This window comes from Oceanimonas sp. MB9 (genome assembly GCF_011319775.1).
GTDB lineage: Bacteria > Pseudomonadota > Gammaproteobacteria > Enterobacterales > Aeromonadaceae > Oceanimonas > Oceanimonas doudoroffii.
This window is the reverse complement of the sequence record NZ_VFBE01000009.1, coordinates 682,016-699,322: the sequence shown is the minus strand read 5'-3', so window position 1 is coordinate 699,322 and position 17,307 is coordinate 682,016. Positions and strand designations below refer to the sequence as shown.

Genomic DNA, 17,307 nt, shown 5'->3' with positions numbered 1-17,307 from the left:
TCCTTACTGAATGGGATCATGCAGGGTCACCAGCTTGGTGCCATCGGGAAAGGTGGCCTCCACCTGCACCTCGCGCACCAGCTCGGGCACACCGTCCATCACCTGCGCCCGGCTCAGCCAGGTGCGGCCCTCGCCCATCAACGAGGCCACGGTACGGCCATCGCGAGCACCTTCCATCACCGCCGCCGACAAATAGGCCACGGTTTCCGGGTAGTTCAGCCGCAGTCCCCGGGCCAGCCGGCGCTCGGCCAGCAGTGCGGCGGTAAACAGCAGCAGTTTGTCTTTCTCTCTTGGGCTGAGCTCCATGGTGAATACTCCTGTGACTGAATTCAGGTAAACCAGATACGGGGAAAACAGGCCTCACGGGCCAGCACCGCCGGACGCAGCCGCTCCCAGGCCCGCCACATGCCGTCCCGGCAGGCGATCATGTCGTGACCGAGGTAACGCACCAGCAGCACTCCCAGGCGTTCGGTCACGCTGAAACCGGGCGGCAACGATGCTCGCAGCACGGCAATCACATCGTCATTCAGCCCCGAGCCCGCCGCCAGCAGGGTGCCGAATACGCAACCGCCGTGCAGCCCCGCCCGGCCTTGGTGCACCTGATCTCCCGCCTCGAGCTGCAGCCGTTCGTTAAACAGCAGCCGACCGCTGCGCCACAGCTGCAGCCGCTGGGTCAGGCTGCCGGCATCAAACCACTGCTCGCCGGCGGGCCGGCCCAGGCACACCAGCTCCCAGCCAATAAAGCGGGCGCCTTCGCCCAGCTCAATATGCAGATCGAGCCCGGCGTTGGCGCCCCGAAAGACGATGGTTTCCTGGGGCAACCACTCCAGCTCGGCGTCCTCTTCCAGCCGCACCCGCACCCGCTGTCCCTGGCCCACTCCGGCGCTGTCCCGACGGTATACCATGCCCGCCGACGGGGTGGTCAGCAGGCTTCGGCTGCCCGGCCCGGCCTCGATGTCGATGTTCAGGCAATCGCCCGACACCAGGCCGCCTGGCGGGTGCAGCAAATACAGGTGGCAGGTCTGCCCTTCAGGATAAAAGGGCCGCTGAATTCGAAGGGGGCCACTAAAGACCATGTTTTTGAGCTGAGTGCGTGAGTGGCCGGCCACCAGCTGCAGGTCGAGCTGCGCCGGCCAACTACGGGCGGGACCGTAACCGGTAGGGTGTGATGGCGATGGTGCATGACACTGGTGCATAGAATGATTTCACGGCGTATTGATGAAATGAGTTAAAGCACAAAGCGGGCCATTTTTTATAAGAACTTTACAAACAGACACTTACATTAAAGCTGCCGGTTTTTCATTCGGCACCATTTGGTTTCTATTGAATCTTAATCACCACAACGGAGCAGGCTGCACGGAGGGCCGCCTCAAAGTGGTGCAGCCCTGGCGGCGACCATAGCGGGCCACCACGCCTCCCCGGTTGCCCCGCACCCATAAAAAAAGGCCCCGCAAGCGGGGCCAAAAGCACACGATTAACAACATGAAATTATCAGGATTCGACGGCGGCCTCGGGCAGCTCGGCCGGTTTGGCGATGGGTTTCATCAGCAGGGTGTAACCTGCCACGCTGATCACCAAGCCCACAAAGAAGGCCATGTCCATAAAGATCAGGCTGCACAGGAAGGACACGCCGTATACCAGAAAGGCCCGCAAGTTGTAGTTGTTCTGGTAGACAAAGGGCCCTTTGGGGTCATAGAAGTCTTCCACGCGAATGCGGCCACGGCGCAGCAGATAAAAGTCGGCCAGCATGATGCCCGCCACCGGACCCAGCAGGCCGGAGGTGACCACGCTGAACCACAGCAGGTTGTCAGCGAACAGCCAGGGCATCATCAGCAGACCAATCACACCGGAGATGGACACCCCTTGGGCAAAGCTAAGGCGCGGGAACACATTCATCAGGATCAGCGCCGACGGCATCAGGTTGGCCACGGTATTGGTGGACCACTGGGCAAAGGCGATGGTCAGCATGCTCAGGATCAGCACGATGGGTGAACTCATGGAATTCAGTACAATTTCAATCGGGTCCCATGTTCCGGTGAGAATGCCACCTATCATGCCCACCATCAGAATGCCGGAGCCAATCACGATCAGGCCGCCCAGCTGGGCGATAAAGGGCTTGCGGTTACGCACAAAGAAGTTTTTGCTGCTGTGATCCCGGGAGCGCTCCAGTTTGCGGGTCAGGTCCGGGCTGTTCAGGCCCATGGTGATCCAGATACCGGCAATGGCCATGACCGCAAACACGAAGGAGCCGTTGTCCAGGGAGGGCGCGGCCAGCACATCGCCAATGCTGGCATTGTTGGTTTCCAGCAGCCAGAAGGTCACCAGGCCAATCAGAATGGTCAGGGCCGGAATGGCCACCCAGTCGAACTTGGCCATGGCCTTCATGCCATAAATGGCGTTCACCACCTGCAGCACCCCAAAGATCAAAATAAGGATGGTGGTGTTGCTGTAACCGATCCACATCTCCAGCACCTTGCCGATGGCCACCGCCGCCACCCAGGTCTGAAAACCAAACCAGAAACAGGCCGGAATGGCGCGAAAGGCGGCCGGAATCTTGGCACCCTTGTAACCAAAGCAACCACGAATGTAGACGGTAAATGGAATGCCATAACGAATGCCGATATCACCGGCCAGGATCAGAATGCTGGTGACAATGGCGTAGGCCGCCAGAATGGCACCGATAATGGTCCAGGGCGATAGTCCCGGATAAAGCTGGGCACCCATGGTAAAGGCGCCCATATTGATGGTCATGCCCGCCCAGAGCATGGTGAAGTCCCAGATGTTGATGTCTCTGTCCTTATCGGTGGACGGCATCAACTCGGGGTTGTTCATTTCGTGTACAGCCATTGGCCTCTCCCTGTTAACTGCTTCATAAAGGTTGTTGCACGACCCGATGAAATGTAAATGATTTAACCGAATCAATGAGAACAAATTAACAGATTGATCGTTAACAATGCATATAAATTTTGTGGACACGAAGACTAACGTGACACTTGTCACACTTTATTCAGCTCAAACCTTCCATTACCCACCAAAAAGCCGGCCCGACGGCCGGCTTTGGCATGACCTGAAGCGACCGCTGCAGTCAGTTGATGATCAAGAGTTCCATAAAGTCGTTCACCGCCGTGGCCTCAAGGCAGCTCTGATCCTGGCACAGTTCAACAATGCGCCGGCTTTGTCCCTGGGGAAATCGGGTCAGCAGGCTTTGCAGAAACTTGCGCTCCAGCACCGGAATGCCATCGTGGCGCCGGCGCCGGTGGCCAATGGGGTACTCCACTTCCACGCGCTCGGTGTGGCTGCCGTCGGTGAAGAACACTTGTATGGCATTGGCAATGGAGCGCTTGTCCGCCTCCAGGTAGTCGGCGCTGTAGCGCGGGTCTTCCACCACCTGCATAGCGTTGCGCAGGGCGTCGATGCGGGCATCGCCCTGGTGAAAGGCGTCTTCGTAATGTTCGGCGGTCAGGGTGCCGTACAGCAGCGGCACCGCCACCATATATTGCAGGCAGTGATCCCGATCGGCCGGGTTGGCCAGTGGCCCGGTTTTGGAGATGATGCGAATGGCCGATTCATGGGTGGTGAGCTCGATGCGAGCGATGTCATCGAGCCGACCCGCAACCTGCGCATGCAGTTGCACCGCGCATTCCACCGCGGTCTGGGCATGAAACTCGGCGGGGTAGCTCAGCTTGAACAGCACGTTTTCCATCACATAGCTGCCAAGCGGCTGGCTCAGGGTAATCGGCCTGCCCTCAAACAGCACGTCCTGAAAGCCCCACTGGGGCGCACTCAGCACCGACGGCAGCCCCATCTCCCCTTTCAGGGTGATCATGGCCAGTCGCACCGCCCGGGCGGCAGCGTCGCCGGCGGCCCAGGACTTGCGCGAGCCGGCATTGGGGGCATGACGGTAGGTGCGCAGGGCGCCACCATCGGCCCAGGCCTGAGACAGGGCGTCTACTATCTGCGCACGGTTTCCCCCCAGCATCTTGGTCACCACGGCGGTGGACGCCACCCGCACCAGCAGCACGTGATCCAGCCCTACTCGGTTAAAACTGTTATTCAGCGCCAGCACACCCTGGATTTCGTGGGCCTTGATCATGGCGGTGAGCACGTCGGCCATGGTGAGCGGCGCCCGCCCCTCGGCCACCGCCACTCGGCTGAGGTAATCGGCGGTGGCGAGAATCGCCCCCAGGTTGTCGGACGGATGACCCCATTCGGCGGCCAGCCAGGTGTCGTTAAAATCAAGCCAGCGAATGATGCAGCCAATGTTGAAGGCGGCGGTGACCGGATCCAGTTCATGGGAGGTGCCGGGCACCCGGGCACCATGGCGCACAGTGGTGCCCGGCACCACAGGACCCAGGTGCTTGGTGCACTCGGGAAAGCGCAGCGCCTGCAACCCGCACCCCAGGGTGTCCATCAGGCAGTGGCGGGCGGTGCGCCGTGCCTCTGGGCTGCCGGCGTCGGTACCGGCCACGTAATCGGCAATCTGCACCAGCAGCCCATCGGGTGCGGGCCGCCGGTTGATATCCACATTGCTGCTCATGATTCGGCTCCTTGCTAAAAAGGGGATAGAGCGTTTCCCATCCCCTGAACGGGTTAGCGTTTGTCTATCGGCAGCCAGTCCTGATGGGGCGGGCCCACATAGTCGGCATTGGGGCGAATAATTCGATTATGAGCCCGCTGCTCCATGATATGGGCGGTCCAGCCGGTAACCCGGCTCAGCACAAAGATGGGCGTGAACAGCTTGGTGGGAATACCCATAAAGTGGTAGGCGCTGGCATGGTAAAAGTCGGCGTTGGCAAACAGCTTTTTCTCCCGCCACATCACCTCCTCCACCCGTTCCGACACCGGATACAGCACCCGGTCGCCGACCGCCTCGCCCAGTTGTTTGGCCCAGGGCTTGATAATGGCGTTGCGGGGATCCTTGGTGGTGTAGACGGCGTGGCCAAAGCCCATCACCTTTTCCTTGCGGGCCAGCATGTCGAGCAGGGCCGCTTCCGCCTCGTCGGGGCTGCTCCACTGCTCCATCATCGCCATGGCCGCCTCGTTGGCGCCGCCATGCAGGGGACCGCGCAGGGTGCCGATGGCGGCGGTCACCGCCGAATGCAGATCGGTCAGGGTCGAGGCGCAGACCCGGGCGGAAAAGGTGGATGCATTGAACTCGTGCTCGGCATAGAGCACCAGCGAACAGTGCATCACCTTGACGTCGAGCGCCGGCGGCACGCTGCCCCGCAGCATGTGCAGAAAATGGCCGCCCAGGCTGTCGTCGTCCAGGGCGGTGTCGATGCGCTCGCCGTCGTGGGCATAGCGATACCAGTAACAGATCATGGACGGCAGCAGCGCCAGCAGCCGCTCGGCGGCGTCCTGCTGCTCACTGAACCTGTGCTCGGTTTCCAGGTTGCCCAGCATGGAGCAGCCGGTGCGCAGCACGTCCATGGGGTGGGCCGAGGCCGGAATCTGCTCAAGCACGATGCGCAGTGCCGCCGGCAAGCCTCGATTGGCACGCAACCGGGCCTTGAAGGCGCCGAGCTCGCCCCGGTTGGGCAAATACCCTTTGAGCAGCAGAAAGGCCACCTCTTCGAACTCGGCATGGGCCGCGAGATCTTCTATGTCATAGCCCCGGTAGGTCAGGCCGGAGCCGGTTTTGCCCACGGTGCACAGGGCGGTCTGGCCGGCGGTCTGGCCGCGCAATCCTTCGGCGTTGCTCATGCGTCTTCTCCTTTGCTGAACAGGGAATCGAGTGTTTGCTCGTAATGGTGGTAACCCAGGGTCTGGTACAGCTGTTCACGGGTCTGCATGGTATGAATGAGGTTGCGCTGGTGGCCGTCGGCAAGAATATGGCGATACACGCTTTCTGCCGCCCGGCTCATGGCACGAAACGCCGACAGCGGATAGAGCACCATGGCCACACCGGCGCCGGCCAGCTCGGCCTGGCTAAACAGTGGCGTCTTGCCAAATTCGGTGATATTGGCAAGCACGGGCACTCCCACCGCCTCACAAAAGGCACGGTACTGGGCCAGGGTTTCCATGGCTTCCGGAAAAATCATGTCGGCCCCCGCTTCAACGCAGGCCTGGGCTCGTTCAATGGCGCTGCTCATGCCTTCTACCGCCAGGGCGTCGGTGCGGGCCATGATGGCAAAACGGGGGTCACCGCGGGCATCGACCGCAGCGCGTATGCGGTCCACCATTTCCTCTTGGGAAACAATGGCCTTGTTGGGCCTGTGGCCACAGCGCTTTTGCACCACCTGATCTTCAATGTGAATGGCCGCCACCCCGGCCCGCTCCATTTCCTTCACGGTGCGGGCAATGCCAAAGGCGCCGCCAAAGCCGGTGTCGACATCCACCAACAGCGGCAGCCGGCTGACGGCGGTAATGCGGCGAGCGTCTTCGAGCACATCGTTGAGGGTGGTGATGCCCAGATCCGGCAAACCAAAGGACGCATTGGCCACCCCGGCTCCGGACAGATACAAGGCCCTGTGGCCAACCTGCTCCGCCTGCATGGCGCTGTAGGCATTCACCGCACCCACCAGCGCCAGCGGGCCGCCGGCGGCGATGGCATCAAACAGATTTGGTCTCATGACAGTTCCTCCGCAAAGCCAGGAAACAGGAGCATAGGTACACGGATTGTCGAACCCGTGGCCCTATCCAACAATAGCAGGCTTTTTGAACAGAAATGCTTGATCTATAGACAAATTAAAGCGACAAGGGTGACCACGGAGCAAGCAAAAATGGGAGGCTGTGGCGGCTGGGCAGCCCTTGAGTACACCAGGCCCAAGGGCTGACGCATCCCCGCATCAGGGACGAGGACGACTTAATGCAGGATTCAGCCGGCGGGGGTATAGCGTTGTTGATCCTGCACCAGCCAGTCGGGCACCTGATCCGCAGCCATGGGCCGAGCCAGCAGATACCCCTGACCCAGCTGGCAACCCAACTGCTGCAGCCTATCCCGCTGCTCCTGCAGCTCGATGCCTTCGGCGGTTACGGACATGTCCAGGCTGTCGGCCAGACGGACGATGGTAGACACCAGGTCGCCGGCACGAGGATCCGTAGTCAGATCGGAAACAAAGGACTTGTCGATTTTGAGCTTATTAACCGGCAACTGGCGCAGGTGACTGAACGAGGAATAGCCGGTGCCAAAGTCGTCCAGGGCGATTTCCACCCCGAGATCCCGCAGCTTGCACAGGTTGTCGGTTGAGCTGGCGGTATCCCACAGGCTGGTGTCTTCGGTGATCTCCAGCACCAACGACGAGGCCGACAAACCGGTGCGCAACAGCGCGGCTTCCACCGTGCTGCCAAGCTCACCGCTCATAAAGATATTGGGGCTGATGTTCACGTTGACCTTGAGCCAGTCATAACCCAGCCGCTGCCACTGGCGCAGCTGGCGGCAGGCGGTAAACAGCACCCACTGGTTAAGCTGATGGGCCAGCCCGTGGTGCTCGGCCACCGCGATCACTTCAAGGGGGCTGATGTGGCCATGTTCGATGGAATGCCAACGCAACAGGGCTTCAAGAGACTCAATGGCACCGCTTTTCAGATGAAAAATAGGCTGATACACCAGATTGAGTTCGTCGTTCTCAATGGCCAGCTGCAGGGCCACTGCCAGCTTCTGGCTGCGCAAGCGGCGTTCATCCATACCGGGCTCAAAGATCTGGCTCGACAGCTTGGGATTGTGCTTGGCGTAATACATGGCGGTATCGGCATGACTGAGCAACTCAACCATGGTGGTGCCGTGCTCCGGAAACAGGCTGGTGCCGATACTCGCCTTGGGAGACAGGCAACCGTCGGGCAGCCGTATGTCCCCTGCCAGTTCGGTTAACAAGTAGGTGACCAGCTGCTCGGCCTGGGCGGTTTCATCGTAGGGCTGAATCACCACAAACTCATCACCGCCCAGGCGCGCCACCTTGCCCTTGCCTGCCAGGGCGAGGCGCAGCCGCGATGACACCACCTTGAGCACGCGGTCGCCCACATCATGACCGAGGCTGTCGTTGATGGCCTTGAACTCGTTGAGATCCACCATGTGCACTGCCAGCTTGCGTTGCTGACGTTCCACCCGGTTCAGGGCCTGGGTCATCAGCTGGTAAAAGTGCATGCGGTTTGGCAGGCCAGTGAGCATGTCATGAAAGGCCAGGTAACGATTGCGCCGGTTTTCCCGCATCAACAACCACAGCATCAGGCCGCCGCTGAGCAGCAGACCGGCCAGATAAAGGGTGGAGCGCTGGCGTACGTCCCCGATGATATCGAGTTGCTGCCATACCTGAGAGCCGGAAAAGCTGTCCACGTTGATTTCACGCACCCGCTCCCGGTAGGGTACCAGCTCCTGCTGCAACGCCAGTGTTCCCGCCGGGTTGTCCACGTCCAGCTCGTAAACCCTGTCTTCCCAGCGCTCCATCTGGGCGAGCAGATCATGCAGCATAGGGGTAACCCCGGACTGTTCACGCACCGGCCGGTTCTCCACCCCCTTGAGCAGGACATCTATGCGGCTCCACAACAGTTCAAAGCGCAACTGCACGTGCTCTTCATTCCGCGTGCCCGCCAGCAGGGCGGTCAAGGCGTGATCAAATTTCAGTACTTCGGATTCCAGTTCGGACGTGGCCCAGCCCACGGTTTTGATGGTGGCCGATACATAGCGCACCACGTCCAGATCCCGGTTATAACTATATAGCGAGCTGAGGCCGAACAGCAGGGCCGCGGCCGTCAGCACCACCATTTTGACCGATTTGAAGGTCACTGAATATCCAGGCTTTTCAGTTGCCATACCAGCATCTCGTGATAGCGCTTGGTATCATATTCCTTGGATTCGGACAGCGGCAGCATCAGCCACAGCGGTCCCTTGTCTCGCACCTTCATGCGTTTACCGTCCAGGTGGGTAGCCAGCAGAAAGGGGGTATTGCGCACCAGCGCCATGTCAATATCGTGATGATAGTCGTTCAGTGCCACCAGCCGAACCCGTTTGCCATCGGCACCAAGCCGCTGCAGCAGCTCATTGAGCAGCACGCCACGAAATTCGTGTTTGCCGTCTGTCCAGGGGGTCAGGGTGGAGAATTCATGCTGGGGAAGGCTGGCCAGCAAGTCCATGTCAAGCCGGGCCTGACCGGCATCGTTGGTGTGCGCCAGGTTGCCGGTTACCGTCAGCACCACCCGGCCATCCGGTGGTGGCAGCGGGTCGGCGGCCTTGACCGGCAATGCCGGCAACAGCATAAGCAGGGCCGACAGTATGGCGAAACAGGCGTTGGCAAAACGAGTTGTTACACGCATCTTAGTTCCCTCTGGCAGTCACAGACCCAAAAGAGTATAGCTGCTTCTGCGTTTCGAGCATGAAATCGGGGACGAAAGGGTAAACCAGTCCACTTACGGCGTCGAGGCAAACCGACGTTATCCTGACCCATTTGCTTTATTTGGCGTCAACTTCAGACGCAGCAGGGCCCCTTCTGTGAGAACGACAGCGCCGCGAACAATATTTAACGTTATTCCATTCCCGTGCCCATTTTTTTCGCCAGCCGAACGGGCGACCGCACACCACACAAATTTTATGCGGCAGTCGTGACTTTTTCATGGTGGTGCCCCGCCCGACGTCGTGCCTCAGTGCACACAAAAACGAGTCAGCCCGATCGCATTGCATGCCATGGCCTGACCGTTAAGTGTTGTTACGTTTGAGGTACTCGATAGACAATACATACACTATTGACACGGTTTCGGCAGAACGCCAACCGCAGGACAGACAATGGAGCCCGAAATTTAAACAGGTGCCACCGCGCGTGGGCAAGATAAATAGAATGAAGCCATGGCGGAAATGCCCGGTCAAACAGCCCGCCGCACATTAGGGAGTGGGCGCTCAGGACCGGGCATCAGCAAACGAAATGAAAAGGTACTCGATTATTCACACTGCCGGCGTTCAAGCACTCGCAGCCGGCTCTTGAACTCGGTCCGGTCAACATAGCAACCTCGCAGGTGCCGCAGACCGGTGCTGGGATCGAACTGATCCCGACCGTGCAGCACCCTGCGGTTATCGAACACCACCATATCCCCCCCATTCAACTTCAGCCGAATCATGTAACGAGGATCGCGCAACCTGGTCATCAGGTAACGATATGCCAGGTAGTACTGATCCATGATCTCTTCCGGCAAATCGAAGATATCGGCCAGGTGGGCGTTGTATTTTATCTCGGTGACTTCATTGAGGTGATTGAGGTTAATGACGGTTCTGTGCTCGCAAATTTCGTATTCCTCGTCATGGTATCGAAAGGGAATGGGCTGGCGAGCCAGCAGCTCAAAGTAATCGGGGGCATTTTCACGTATATCCTCGATCACACGAAAGGCATCGACAAAGGTGGAGGCCCCCCCCTCGCTTTCATTGTTTAGGCAGTGGAGAAACTGATAGCCCGGCGGCGTTTCATGGTTGGGGAGATCGGTGTGCAGCGGCAAGGCCTCGGCAGTGTAGGCCTGATTAATGGGCTTGGGCACGGATCTTACATCAAAGGTCAGGCCAAAATTGGTGCGACGCAGATAACCAATACGCTCGGCCACTTCAACCACGGCTTCAGGGGTCGAGGGCATGTCGCTCACCAGCGCCAGTCCGTAACGCGAAAGTTGCTGCATCCACTCACACAGCGCTGAATCATCTTCGATAACTGCCGAGTACTCACCGCGCTGAATGCCACCAGCATAGCTGCAATCCCAGCTGCACACATCGCCCCCCTGGTTTTTGAGGAAGTCGGGTGAATAGGCATGGCGCCGTAACCAGTCAAGGGAATAACGGCTGACCAGCTCCCCCTCGGACCACCGAATGACGATACCCTGCTCATCACAGCGGACCTCCAGCGGGTGAATATCATCACTGACGCTCAGCATATCGAAGTTACGCTCCTGGGTTATGGGGTGGAACGCGCTTTGGCAATTATCCCGCAGCCAGAGGTAGTGATACTGGGCCCGGCGACCGTCCGACCAGGTAACACGCAGCGCCCGCTTGTCCTGATAAAAATCCGCAATGCTGATGGCATTCGAATCCGGGGTGAGTTCCAGCTTGATAACCGATGATTCCATGGCTTAGCCCTCTGATAGCTGATAATTATTGTCCTTATTCGGCCTGCGCCGCTTGTGTGCGCGTTGACATACTCCGTGGTCGGACAGGAGCAGGCACTTCGCCGCCTACCGAGTATTTCATGCGCAAAAAAATAATAGCGACGTCGTTCAAACATAAAAAGCGACTAATTTCGGTTATATCAATCGAATTAATTAATTCATAACCCCTTCCGCCCTCGCCCTTGCCACCGAACATTCAATCTGATTTTTGATTTATATGAATCCATATTATCCGCTTTTGTGATTTAAATAATGGCCTTACCCTTGGAATGTAGCCGTGGCTACGTTTTGAGCCGGACACAACATTCCACAGGGAGGAAATAATGGTTTCCACTGGATTCAACAACACGGCCGCATTCTGCCGTGCCCTATATTTACCGGTGCTCGGGCTGATACTGATGCTGAGCCTGTCGGGCCAGGGGCAGGCCGCCAGCGCTGACAAGATGGACAAACTACGGGTTATCACCACCTTTACCGTTATCGCGGACATGGCCGCCAATGTTGCCGGGGACGCGGCCATTGTCGAGTCCATCACCAAGCCCGGCGCCGAAATTCACGATTACCAGCCAACGCCTCAGGATATCGTCAAGGCCCAGTCGGCCAACCTTATTCTGTGGAACGGCATGAACCTTGAGCGCTGGTTCGAGCGCTTTCTTCAGAACGTGAAGGACGTCCCCAGCGCCGTGATCACCAACGGGGTCTCTCCCCTGTCCATCTATGAGGGTCCCTATAATGGCAAGCCCAATCCCCATGCCTGGATGTCGACGGCCAATGCACAGATTTATATAGAAAACATTCGTGATGCCCTGATCCGTTCCGATCCCGCCAATGCCGACACCTACCATCAAAACGCCGCCGACTACGCCGCCCGAATCCGCAGGCTGGGCGATACCCTCAGGCAACAACTGACATCTATTCCCCGGTCCCGGCGCTGGCTGGTCACCAGCGAGGGGGCTTTCAGCTACCTGGCCCAGGACCTGGGCCTGCGGGAAGTCTATCTCTGGCCAATCAACGCCGATCAGCAAGGTACCCCCCAACAGGTGCGCAAGGTCATTGATACGGTACGGGCCAACCGCATTCCGGTGGTGTTCAGCGAAAGCACCGTCTCCGATCGCCCTGCCCGGCAGGTGGCCAAAGAGGCCGGGGCCAGCTATGGCGGCGTTCTCTATGTGGACTCCCTCAGCGGACCCCGTGGTCCTGTGCCCAGTTATTATGAGCTGCTGCGGCTAACCACCCAGACCATAGTCAACGGATTTAAGGCCCAGTGACAAGGCCATGCCTGCCGTTCGTCGCGGCCATGCAACCTTGCCGAACATCATTGCCAAACGGAGTTGGAGGATAAGGTCAAATGGAACACCACACCGCAGTCAGGCCCCCCCTGGTGCATGTCAGGGAGCTGGCGGTCACCTACGCCAATGGCCATCAGGCACTGCACGGGGTCGGTTTCGACTTGAACCGGGGCAGCATCTGCGCCCTGGTGGGGGTCAACGGCTCCGGCAAGTCCACCCTGTTCAAATCCCTGATGGGCTTCGTCAGGCCACGCTCAGGCACCATTCGGCTCGACGGGCTGCCCGTGGCCCGAGCCCTGAAACAGGGACTGGTATGTTATGTGCCGCAAAGCGAGGAGGTTGACTGGCACTTTCCGGTGCTGGTGGAAGACGTCGTCATGATGGGCCGTTATGGGCACATGGGCATGTTGCGCCGGCCCGCACAGGCCGATCGGCACACCGTAGCGGAGGCACTGGAGCGGGTCGGCATGCTGACCTTGCGCAAGCGCCAGATAGGAGAGCTCAGCGGCGGCCAGAAGAAACGCGTGTTTCTGGCCCGTGCCCTGGCGCAAGGAGGACAGCTGATCCTGCTTGATGAACCCTTTACCGGCGTGGATGCAACCACCGAAACCGCCATGATGGCGCTGCTGCAGTCCCTGCGCGAACAAGGCCGGCTGATCCTGATCTCGACCCATCACCTCGGCCGCATTCCGGACTTCTGCGATCAGGTGCTGCTTCTCAACCGGACCGTGGTGGCGCAAGGACCAACGGCAACCACCTTTACTCGAAACAACCTCAATCGCACCTTTGGCGACACACTGCTGCCCCTGCCGCTCGGCGGAGCACTGCCGGCCCCGTCCGAGGATTTCTCCCGTGAAGTGCCCTTGAGGGAACCATTATGCTGACGTTACTGCTGGAGCCGCTGGCCTATGAATATATGTACCGCGCCATCTGGGTCAGCGCCCTGGTGGGTGGCAGTTGCGCCTTTCTCTCGGCCTACCTGGTGCTGAAAGGCTGGTCACTGATGGGAGATGCCCTGGCTCACTCCGTGGTACCCGGCGTCGCCCTCGCCCATCTGTTTGCCCTGCCCTACTCGGCCGGCGCCTTTATGGCGGGGCTGATGGCCGCCGGCAGCATGGCGCTGGTCCGGCAGAACACCAAATTGCGCGAAGACACCGTGATCGGCCTGGTCTTCACCGCCTTCTTTGCCCTGGGCCTGCTGATCGTCTCGCTCAACCCCATGGCGGTGAATGTTCAGTCCATCATTCTGGGCAACGTACTGGCCATCAGCGACGAGGACATTACCCAGGTCGTCACCATCTCCCTGGTCAGCCTGGGCGTTCTGCTGCTCAAGTGGAAAGATCTGATGATGGTCTTCTTTGATGAGCTCCACGCCGCCGCCACGGGGCTGTCGGTCACGGGATTGAAAATCCTGTTTTTCACCCTGCTCAGCGCCTCTGCGGTCGCAGCCCTGCAAACCGTCGGCGCCTGCCTGGTGATCGCCATGGTGGTCACGCCGGGGGCAACGGCTTACCTGCTGACCGATCAATTTCACCGCCTGCTGCTGATCGCCGTCCTGCTCGGAGGCCTGACCAGCGCGGCGGGGGCCTACGCCAGCTATTTTATGGATGGCGCCACCGGAGGCATTATCGTCACCTTGCAAACCCTGCTCTTTCTGCTGGCGTTCGTGTTTGCCCCCAAACACGGCGTCCTGTCCGTCCGCCGCCGTCCCGCCGGAGCTGCCCAATGAGCGCCATAAACACCTTGCTTGTCGAGCCCCTGGGTTATGAATTCATGTTACGGGCGCTGCTTATCGCCAGCCTGGTCGGTACCGTCTGCGCCATTTTATCCTGCTTTCTCATCCTGAAAGGCTGGTCGCTGATGGGAGATGCCGTCTCTCATGCGGTACTGCCCGGCCTCATCCTGGCTTACATGGCGGGCATTCCCCTGGTCGTGGGCGCGATCGTCGCCGGCCTGGGCTGCTCCCTGGCCACCGGCTATCTCAAAACACACAGCCGGGTCAGGGAAGACGCCGTGATGGGCATTGTGTTTTCGGGCATGTTTGCCCTGGGCCTGGTGATGCTGACCAGGGTAGAGTCGAATATTCACCTGCTGCACGTCCTGTTTGGCAACATGCTGGGCGCAAGCTGGGCAGACATTACCGAAACCGCCCTGATCGCCGGCCTGGCCTTGCTGCTGTTGGTACTGAAGGGCAGAGCGCTGATAGTGTACTTTTTTGATCCGGCCCACGCCCGGGCCATCGGCCTGCCGGTCGGGCTGCTGCATAATGGTTTTCTGCTGGTGCTGTCACTGGTGATCGTCGCGGCCCTGAAAGTCGCCGGCATCATACTGGTGGTGGCCATGCTGATTGCCCCCGGCGCCATTGCCTTGCTGGTGAGCCGGCGCTTTACCACCATGGTGGTCATTGCGGTGTCGGTTTCCCTGTTGACCTGCTTCCTGGGCACCCTGATCAGCTTTCATATCGACGCCGCCACCGCCCCGCTGATTGTGGTGATCCAGGCCATGGTGTTCATCATGGCCTTGCTCTTCACGCTGATACGGCAACGTTCACCACGGAGTGCGCCATGAACCACAAAGATGCCAGGCCGATGCTGGTTGAACCGCAGGTGCAGGCCAGCTGGTTCAACCGGGTACGCGAGGCCCGCCAGGCGGAAACCACCGAAGATTACGTCGAGCTGATTGCCGATCTGATTGACGCCACCGGCCACGCCCGGCTGGTCGACATTGCCGCCCGCTTTGGTGTTTCACACGCCACCTCCAGCAAAATTTTGCTTCGCCTGCGGGACGAGGGCTATATTGAGCGCCCGCCCTATGGCGCCGTCTTGCTGACCGCGAAAGGACAATGGCTGGCCCGCAAGTGCAAGGCACGCCATGAGATTATTTTGCACTTTCTGCTGACGCTCGGTGTGAGCCGCCAAGCGGCCGAACATGATGCCGAAGGCATGGAGCACCACGTCAGCGAGGAGACGCTGGCGGCGTTCAGACGTCATTGCCAGGAGTGACCCTTGGGCTTGCCAGACTCGGTGACGGCGCCAAACCTGAAAAAAGCATGCCTGCACTCGGCTGGCATGCTTTTTTTTTTGCGCAAGGCTTGCGGTTAGGCTAGCCGGGCTCGCTTCTGGACTCCCCCACGGCCAGCGCCACGGCGGGAGTGGCCGGCTCCCGCCGCAGCGACTGCAGCAAGCCCCAGCACAGTGCCATCAGAATGAAGGAAAAAGGCAAGGCGGCCACAATGGACGCGGCCTGAACGGCCTTGAGGGCGACGGTTCCTCCGGTGAACAACAGGGCACCGGCCACGGCGCCAATGGTCATGCCCCAGAAAATACGCTGCCGCTTGGGGGGATCCTCGTTACCAAAGGACAGCAGCGTGCAGATCACCAGGGTGCCAGAGTCGGACGAAGTGACAAAAAACACCATCAGCACCACCACGGTTACCAGGATCATGGCCGAGAGCAGACCCGAATCCGACATCATGCTCAGCAGGTCAAAGAACGCCTTGGCGAAATCGGCATTGACCATGCTAATCATGCTGGCGTCGGTAAAGATTTCATAGTAGAGCCCGGCCGCGCCCAGTACCGACAGAAACACAAAGGTCACCAGGGTGGGCACGATCAATACGCCCAGCAGATATTCCCGAATGGTCCTGCCTCGCGAAATACGCGCGATAAACATGCCAACGAAAGGTCCCCAGGCTATCCACCATCCCCAGTAGAAGATGGTCCAGCCTCCCTGCCAGCTGCGCTGTGCCTCGGTGGAGCCGTTCCACATTCCCAGCGGAATGACCTGCTGAAGGTAGTCGCCGACACCGGTGATAAAGGAGCCGAGAATATAGACGGTCGGCCCCATCAGCAGGATAAACCCGAGAATGCCGATACAGAGCCAGGAGTTCAACAGGCTCAGTATTTTTACGCCCCGGGCCAGTCCGGTTACCGCCGAGATGGTGGCCATGGCGGACACCAGCAGGATGATCAGGATCTGATTGCCGGTGCTTTTTTCCATCCCAAACAACACCTCCAGGCCGGTATTGATTTGCGACGCACCCATGCCAAGCGTCGTGGACAGGCCGAAAATGGTGCCGAATACCGCCATAATATCCGCCACATGGCCGATAGGGCCGTAGATTCGCTCCCCAAAAATCGGATACAGGGCGGAGCGAATGGTCAGGGGCAGGTTTTTACGAAACGAGAAATAGGCCAGCGCCAGGCCTATCACTGCGTAGACGGCCCAGCCATGCAGCCCCCAATGAAACAGGGTCAGCCGCAGCGATACCCTGGCGGCATCCACGGCTTCGGTGCTGGCTGCCCCGGCGGCGACCGCCGCCTGGTGTGCTTCCGACACGAAGGGATTGCCCTGATAATGCCAGATGGGCTCGGCCACGCCAAAGAACAACAGGCCGATACCGGTACCGCAGCCGAACAGCATGGAAAACCAGGTGAAATTACTGAACTCGGGGCGGCTGTCGTCCTTGCCAAGCCGTACATTTCCCCAGCGCGAACACAGAAGATAGATAACAAAAAATACAATGGCCGACAGCAGCAGAATGTAATACCAGCCGAGGCTGGACTCTATCCAGCCTTTTATGCCGCCAAACAGGGCCTTGGCCTGGGCGGGCAACAGGATGGAATAGCCGACGAAGCCCAGTATGGTCATCATCGATACTATGCCCATGGTGGGGTTCAACCCAAACAGCACGCCTCGTTCGCTTATTTTAAACTTTGACACTGTTCACTCCTTGTTGAGGTGACTATTGCTCCACAATAGTTGTTTGGTTTTATTGGTTTTTGGCTTGTTCATTCCTCCCATTTGGTTTTACGGGCAAATAGTGACCATTTAACAAAATACATGGCCATAGCCATCAAAAATAATGTTTTATTTCTATTGATATAAATATTTTTTTCTATTGATAATAACGGCGATCCCGTCCAGTTATCAGTAAAAGGAATTC

The 17,307-nt window shown here is 59.1% G+C and carries 16 protein-coding genes; 5 read left to right on the top strand and 11 right to left on the bottom strand.

All coding sequences use genetic code 11. The annotated features are described in order from the left end of the window. Positions 1 to 3: 3 nt before the first annotated feature. From OJHNALOF_RS14595 to OJHNALOF_RS14550, 10 genes are all read right to left on the bottom strand, one after another. Complete coding sequence (locus tag OJHNALOF_RS14595; protein WP_094199096.1) at positions 4 to 306, bottom strand: urease subunit gamma; 303 nt, start codon at positions 304 to 306, stop codon at positions 4 to 6. Positions 307 to 329: 23 nt separating this feature from the next. Further along, positions 330 to 1,196, bottom strand: coding sequence for an urease accessory protein UreD (locus tag OJHNALOF_RS14590; protein ID WP_165662465.1), 867 nt, complete (start codon positions 1,194 to 1,196; stop codon positions 330 to 332). Between the two features lie 295 nt (positions 1,197 to 1,491). Further along, on the bottom strand, positions 1,492 to 2,847 hold the full coding sequence (locus OJHNALOF_RS14585) for a cytosine permease (protein ID WP_094199094.1): 1,356 nt from the start codon (positions 2,845 to 2,847) through the stop codon (positions 1,492 to 1,494). A gap of 238 nt (positions 2,848 to 3,085) precedes the next feature. Further along, positions 3,086 to 4,537, bottom strand: a complete 1,452-nt coding sequence (locus tag OJHNALOF_RS14580; protein WP_165662464.1) for a bifunctional 2-methylcitrate dehydratase/aconitate hydratase — start codon at positions 4,535 to 4,537, stop codon at positions 3,086 to 3,088. Positions 4,538 to 4,590: 53 nt separating this feature from the next. Then, positions 4,591 to 5,703 carry a 2-methylcitrate synthase gene (gene prpC, locus OJHNALOF_RS14575; RefSeq protein ID WP_165662463.1) on the bottom strand — a complete coding sequence of 371 codons (1,113 nt, stop codon included), beginning with the start codon at positions 5,701 to 5,703 and terminating at the stop codon, positions 4,591 to 4,593. Further along, entirely contained in the window at positions 5,700 to 6,572 is an 873-nt protein-coding gene (gene prpB, locus OJHNALOF_RS14570; protein ID WP_094199091.1) for a methylisocitrate lyase, read from the bottom strand. Before prpB ends, prpC begins: the two co-directional genes overlap by 4 nt. A 245-nt stretch (positions 6,573 to 6,817) precedes the next feature. Further along, positions 6,818 to 8,722: a putative bifunctional diguanylate cyclase/phosphodiesterase gene (locus OJHNALOF_RS14565; RefSeq protein ID WP_370462332.1), complete on the bottom strand. Its 1,905-nt coding sequence runs from the start codon at positions 8,720 to 8,722 to the stop codon at positions 6,818 to 6,820. Further along, positions 8,719 to 9,249: a hypothetical protein gene (locus OJHNALOF_RS14560; RefSeq protein ID WP_094199090.1), complete on the bottom strand. Its 531-nt coding sequence runs from the start codon at positions 9,247 to 9,249 to the stop codon at positions 8,719 to 8,721. Before OJHNALOF_RS14560 ends, OJHNALOF_RS14565 begins: the two co-directional genes overlap by 4 nt. 136 nt (positions 9,250 to 9,385) lie before the next feature. After that, complete coding sequence (locus OJHNALOF_RS14555; RefSeq protein ID WP_094200511.1) at positions 9,386 to 9,547, bottom strand: DUF2256 domain-containing protein; 162 nt, start codon at positions 9,545 to 9,547, stop codon at positions 9,386 to 9,388. Positions 9,548 to 9,867: 320 nt separating this feature from the next. Next, positions 9,868 to 11,034, bottom strand: a complete 1,167-nt coding sequence (locus OJHNALOF_RS14550; protein ID WP_165662462.1) for a TauD/TfdA family dioxygenase — start codon at positions 11,032 to 11,034, stop codon at positions 9,868 to 9,870. A 362-nt stretch (positions 11,035 to 11,396) separates the two neighbouring features. Between OJHNALOF_RS14550 and OJHNALOF_RS14545 the strand changes: the two genes are divergently transcribed. From OJHNALOF_RS14545 to mntR, 5 genes are all read left to right on the top strand, one after another. Then, the gene (locus OJHNALOF_RS14545) at positions 11,397 to 12,341 is read left to right on the top strand and encodes a metal ABC transporter substrate-binding protein (protein ID WP_165662461.1); all 945 of its coding nucleotides are present in this window, start codon (positions 11,397 to 11,399) and stop codon (positions 12,339 to 12,341) included. Positions 12,342 to 12,421: 80 nt separating this feature from the next. Continuing rightward, positions 12,422 to 13,246, top strand: a complete 825-nt coding sequence (locus OJHNALOF_RS14540; protein ID WP_165662460.1) for a metal ABC transporter ATP-binding protein — start codon at positions 12,422 to 12,424, stop codon at positions 13,244 to 13,246. Beyond that, positions 13,240 to 14,091, top strand: coding sequence for a metal ABC transporter permease (locus OJHNALOF_RS14535; RefSeq protein WP_165662459.1), 852 nt, complete (start codon positions 13,240 to 13,242; stop codon positions 14,089 to 14,091). Before OJHNALOF_RS14540 ends, OJHNALOF_RS14535 begins: the two co-directional genes overlap by 7 nt. Continuing rightward, complete coding sequence (locus OJHNALOF_RS14530; protein WP_165662458.1) at positions 14,088 to 14,930, top strand: metal ABC transporter permease; 843 nt, start codon at positions 14,088 to 14,090, stop codon at positions 14,928 to 14,930. Before OJHNALOF_RS14535 ends, OJHNALOF_RS14530 begins: the two co-directional genes overlap by 4 nt. Further along, a complete protein-coding gene (gene mntR, locus OJHNALOF_RS14525; protein ID WP_165662457.1) occupies positions 14,927 to 15,364 on the top strand; it encodes a manganese-binding transcriptional regulator MntR in 438 nt (145 codons plus the stop codon). The genes OJHNALOF_RS14530 and mntR overlap by 4 nt, the downstream gene beginning before the upstream one ends. A 100-nt stretch (positions 15,365 to 15,464) precedes the next feature. Here mntR and OJHNALOF_RS14520 read toward each other — a convergent pair whose 3' ends face one another. Further along, positions 15,465 to 17,084: a BCCT family transporter gene (locus OJHNALOF_RS14520; protein WP_370462331.1), complete on the bottom strand. Its 1,620-nt coding sequence runs from the start codon at positions 17,082 to 17,084 to the stop codon at positions 15,465 to 15,467. Positions 17,085 to 17,307: the final 223 nt, after the last annotated feature.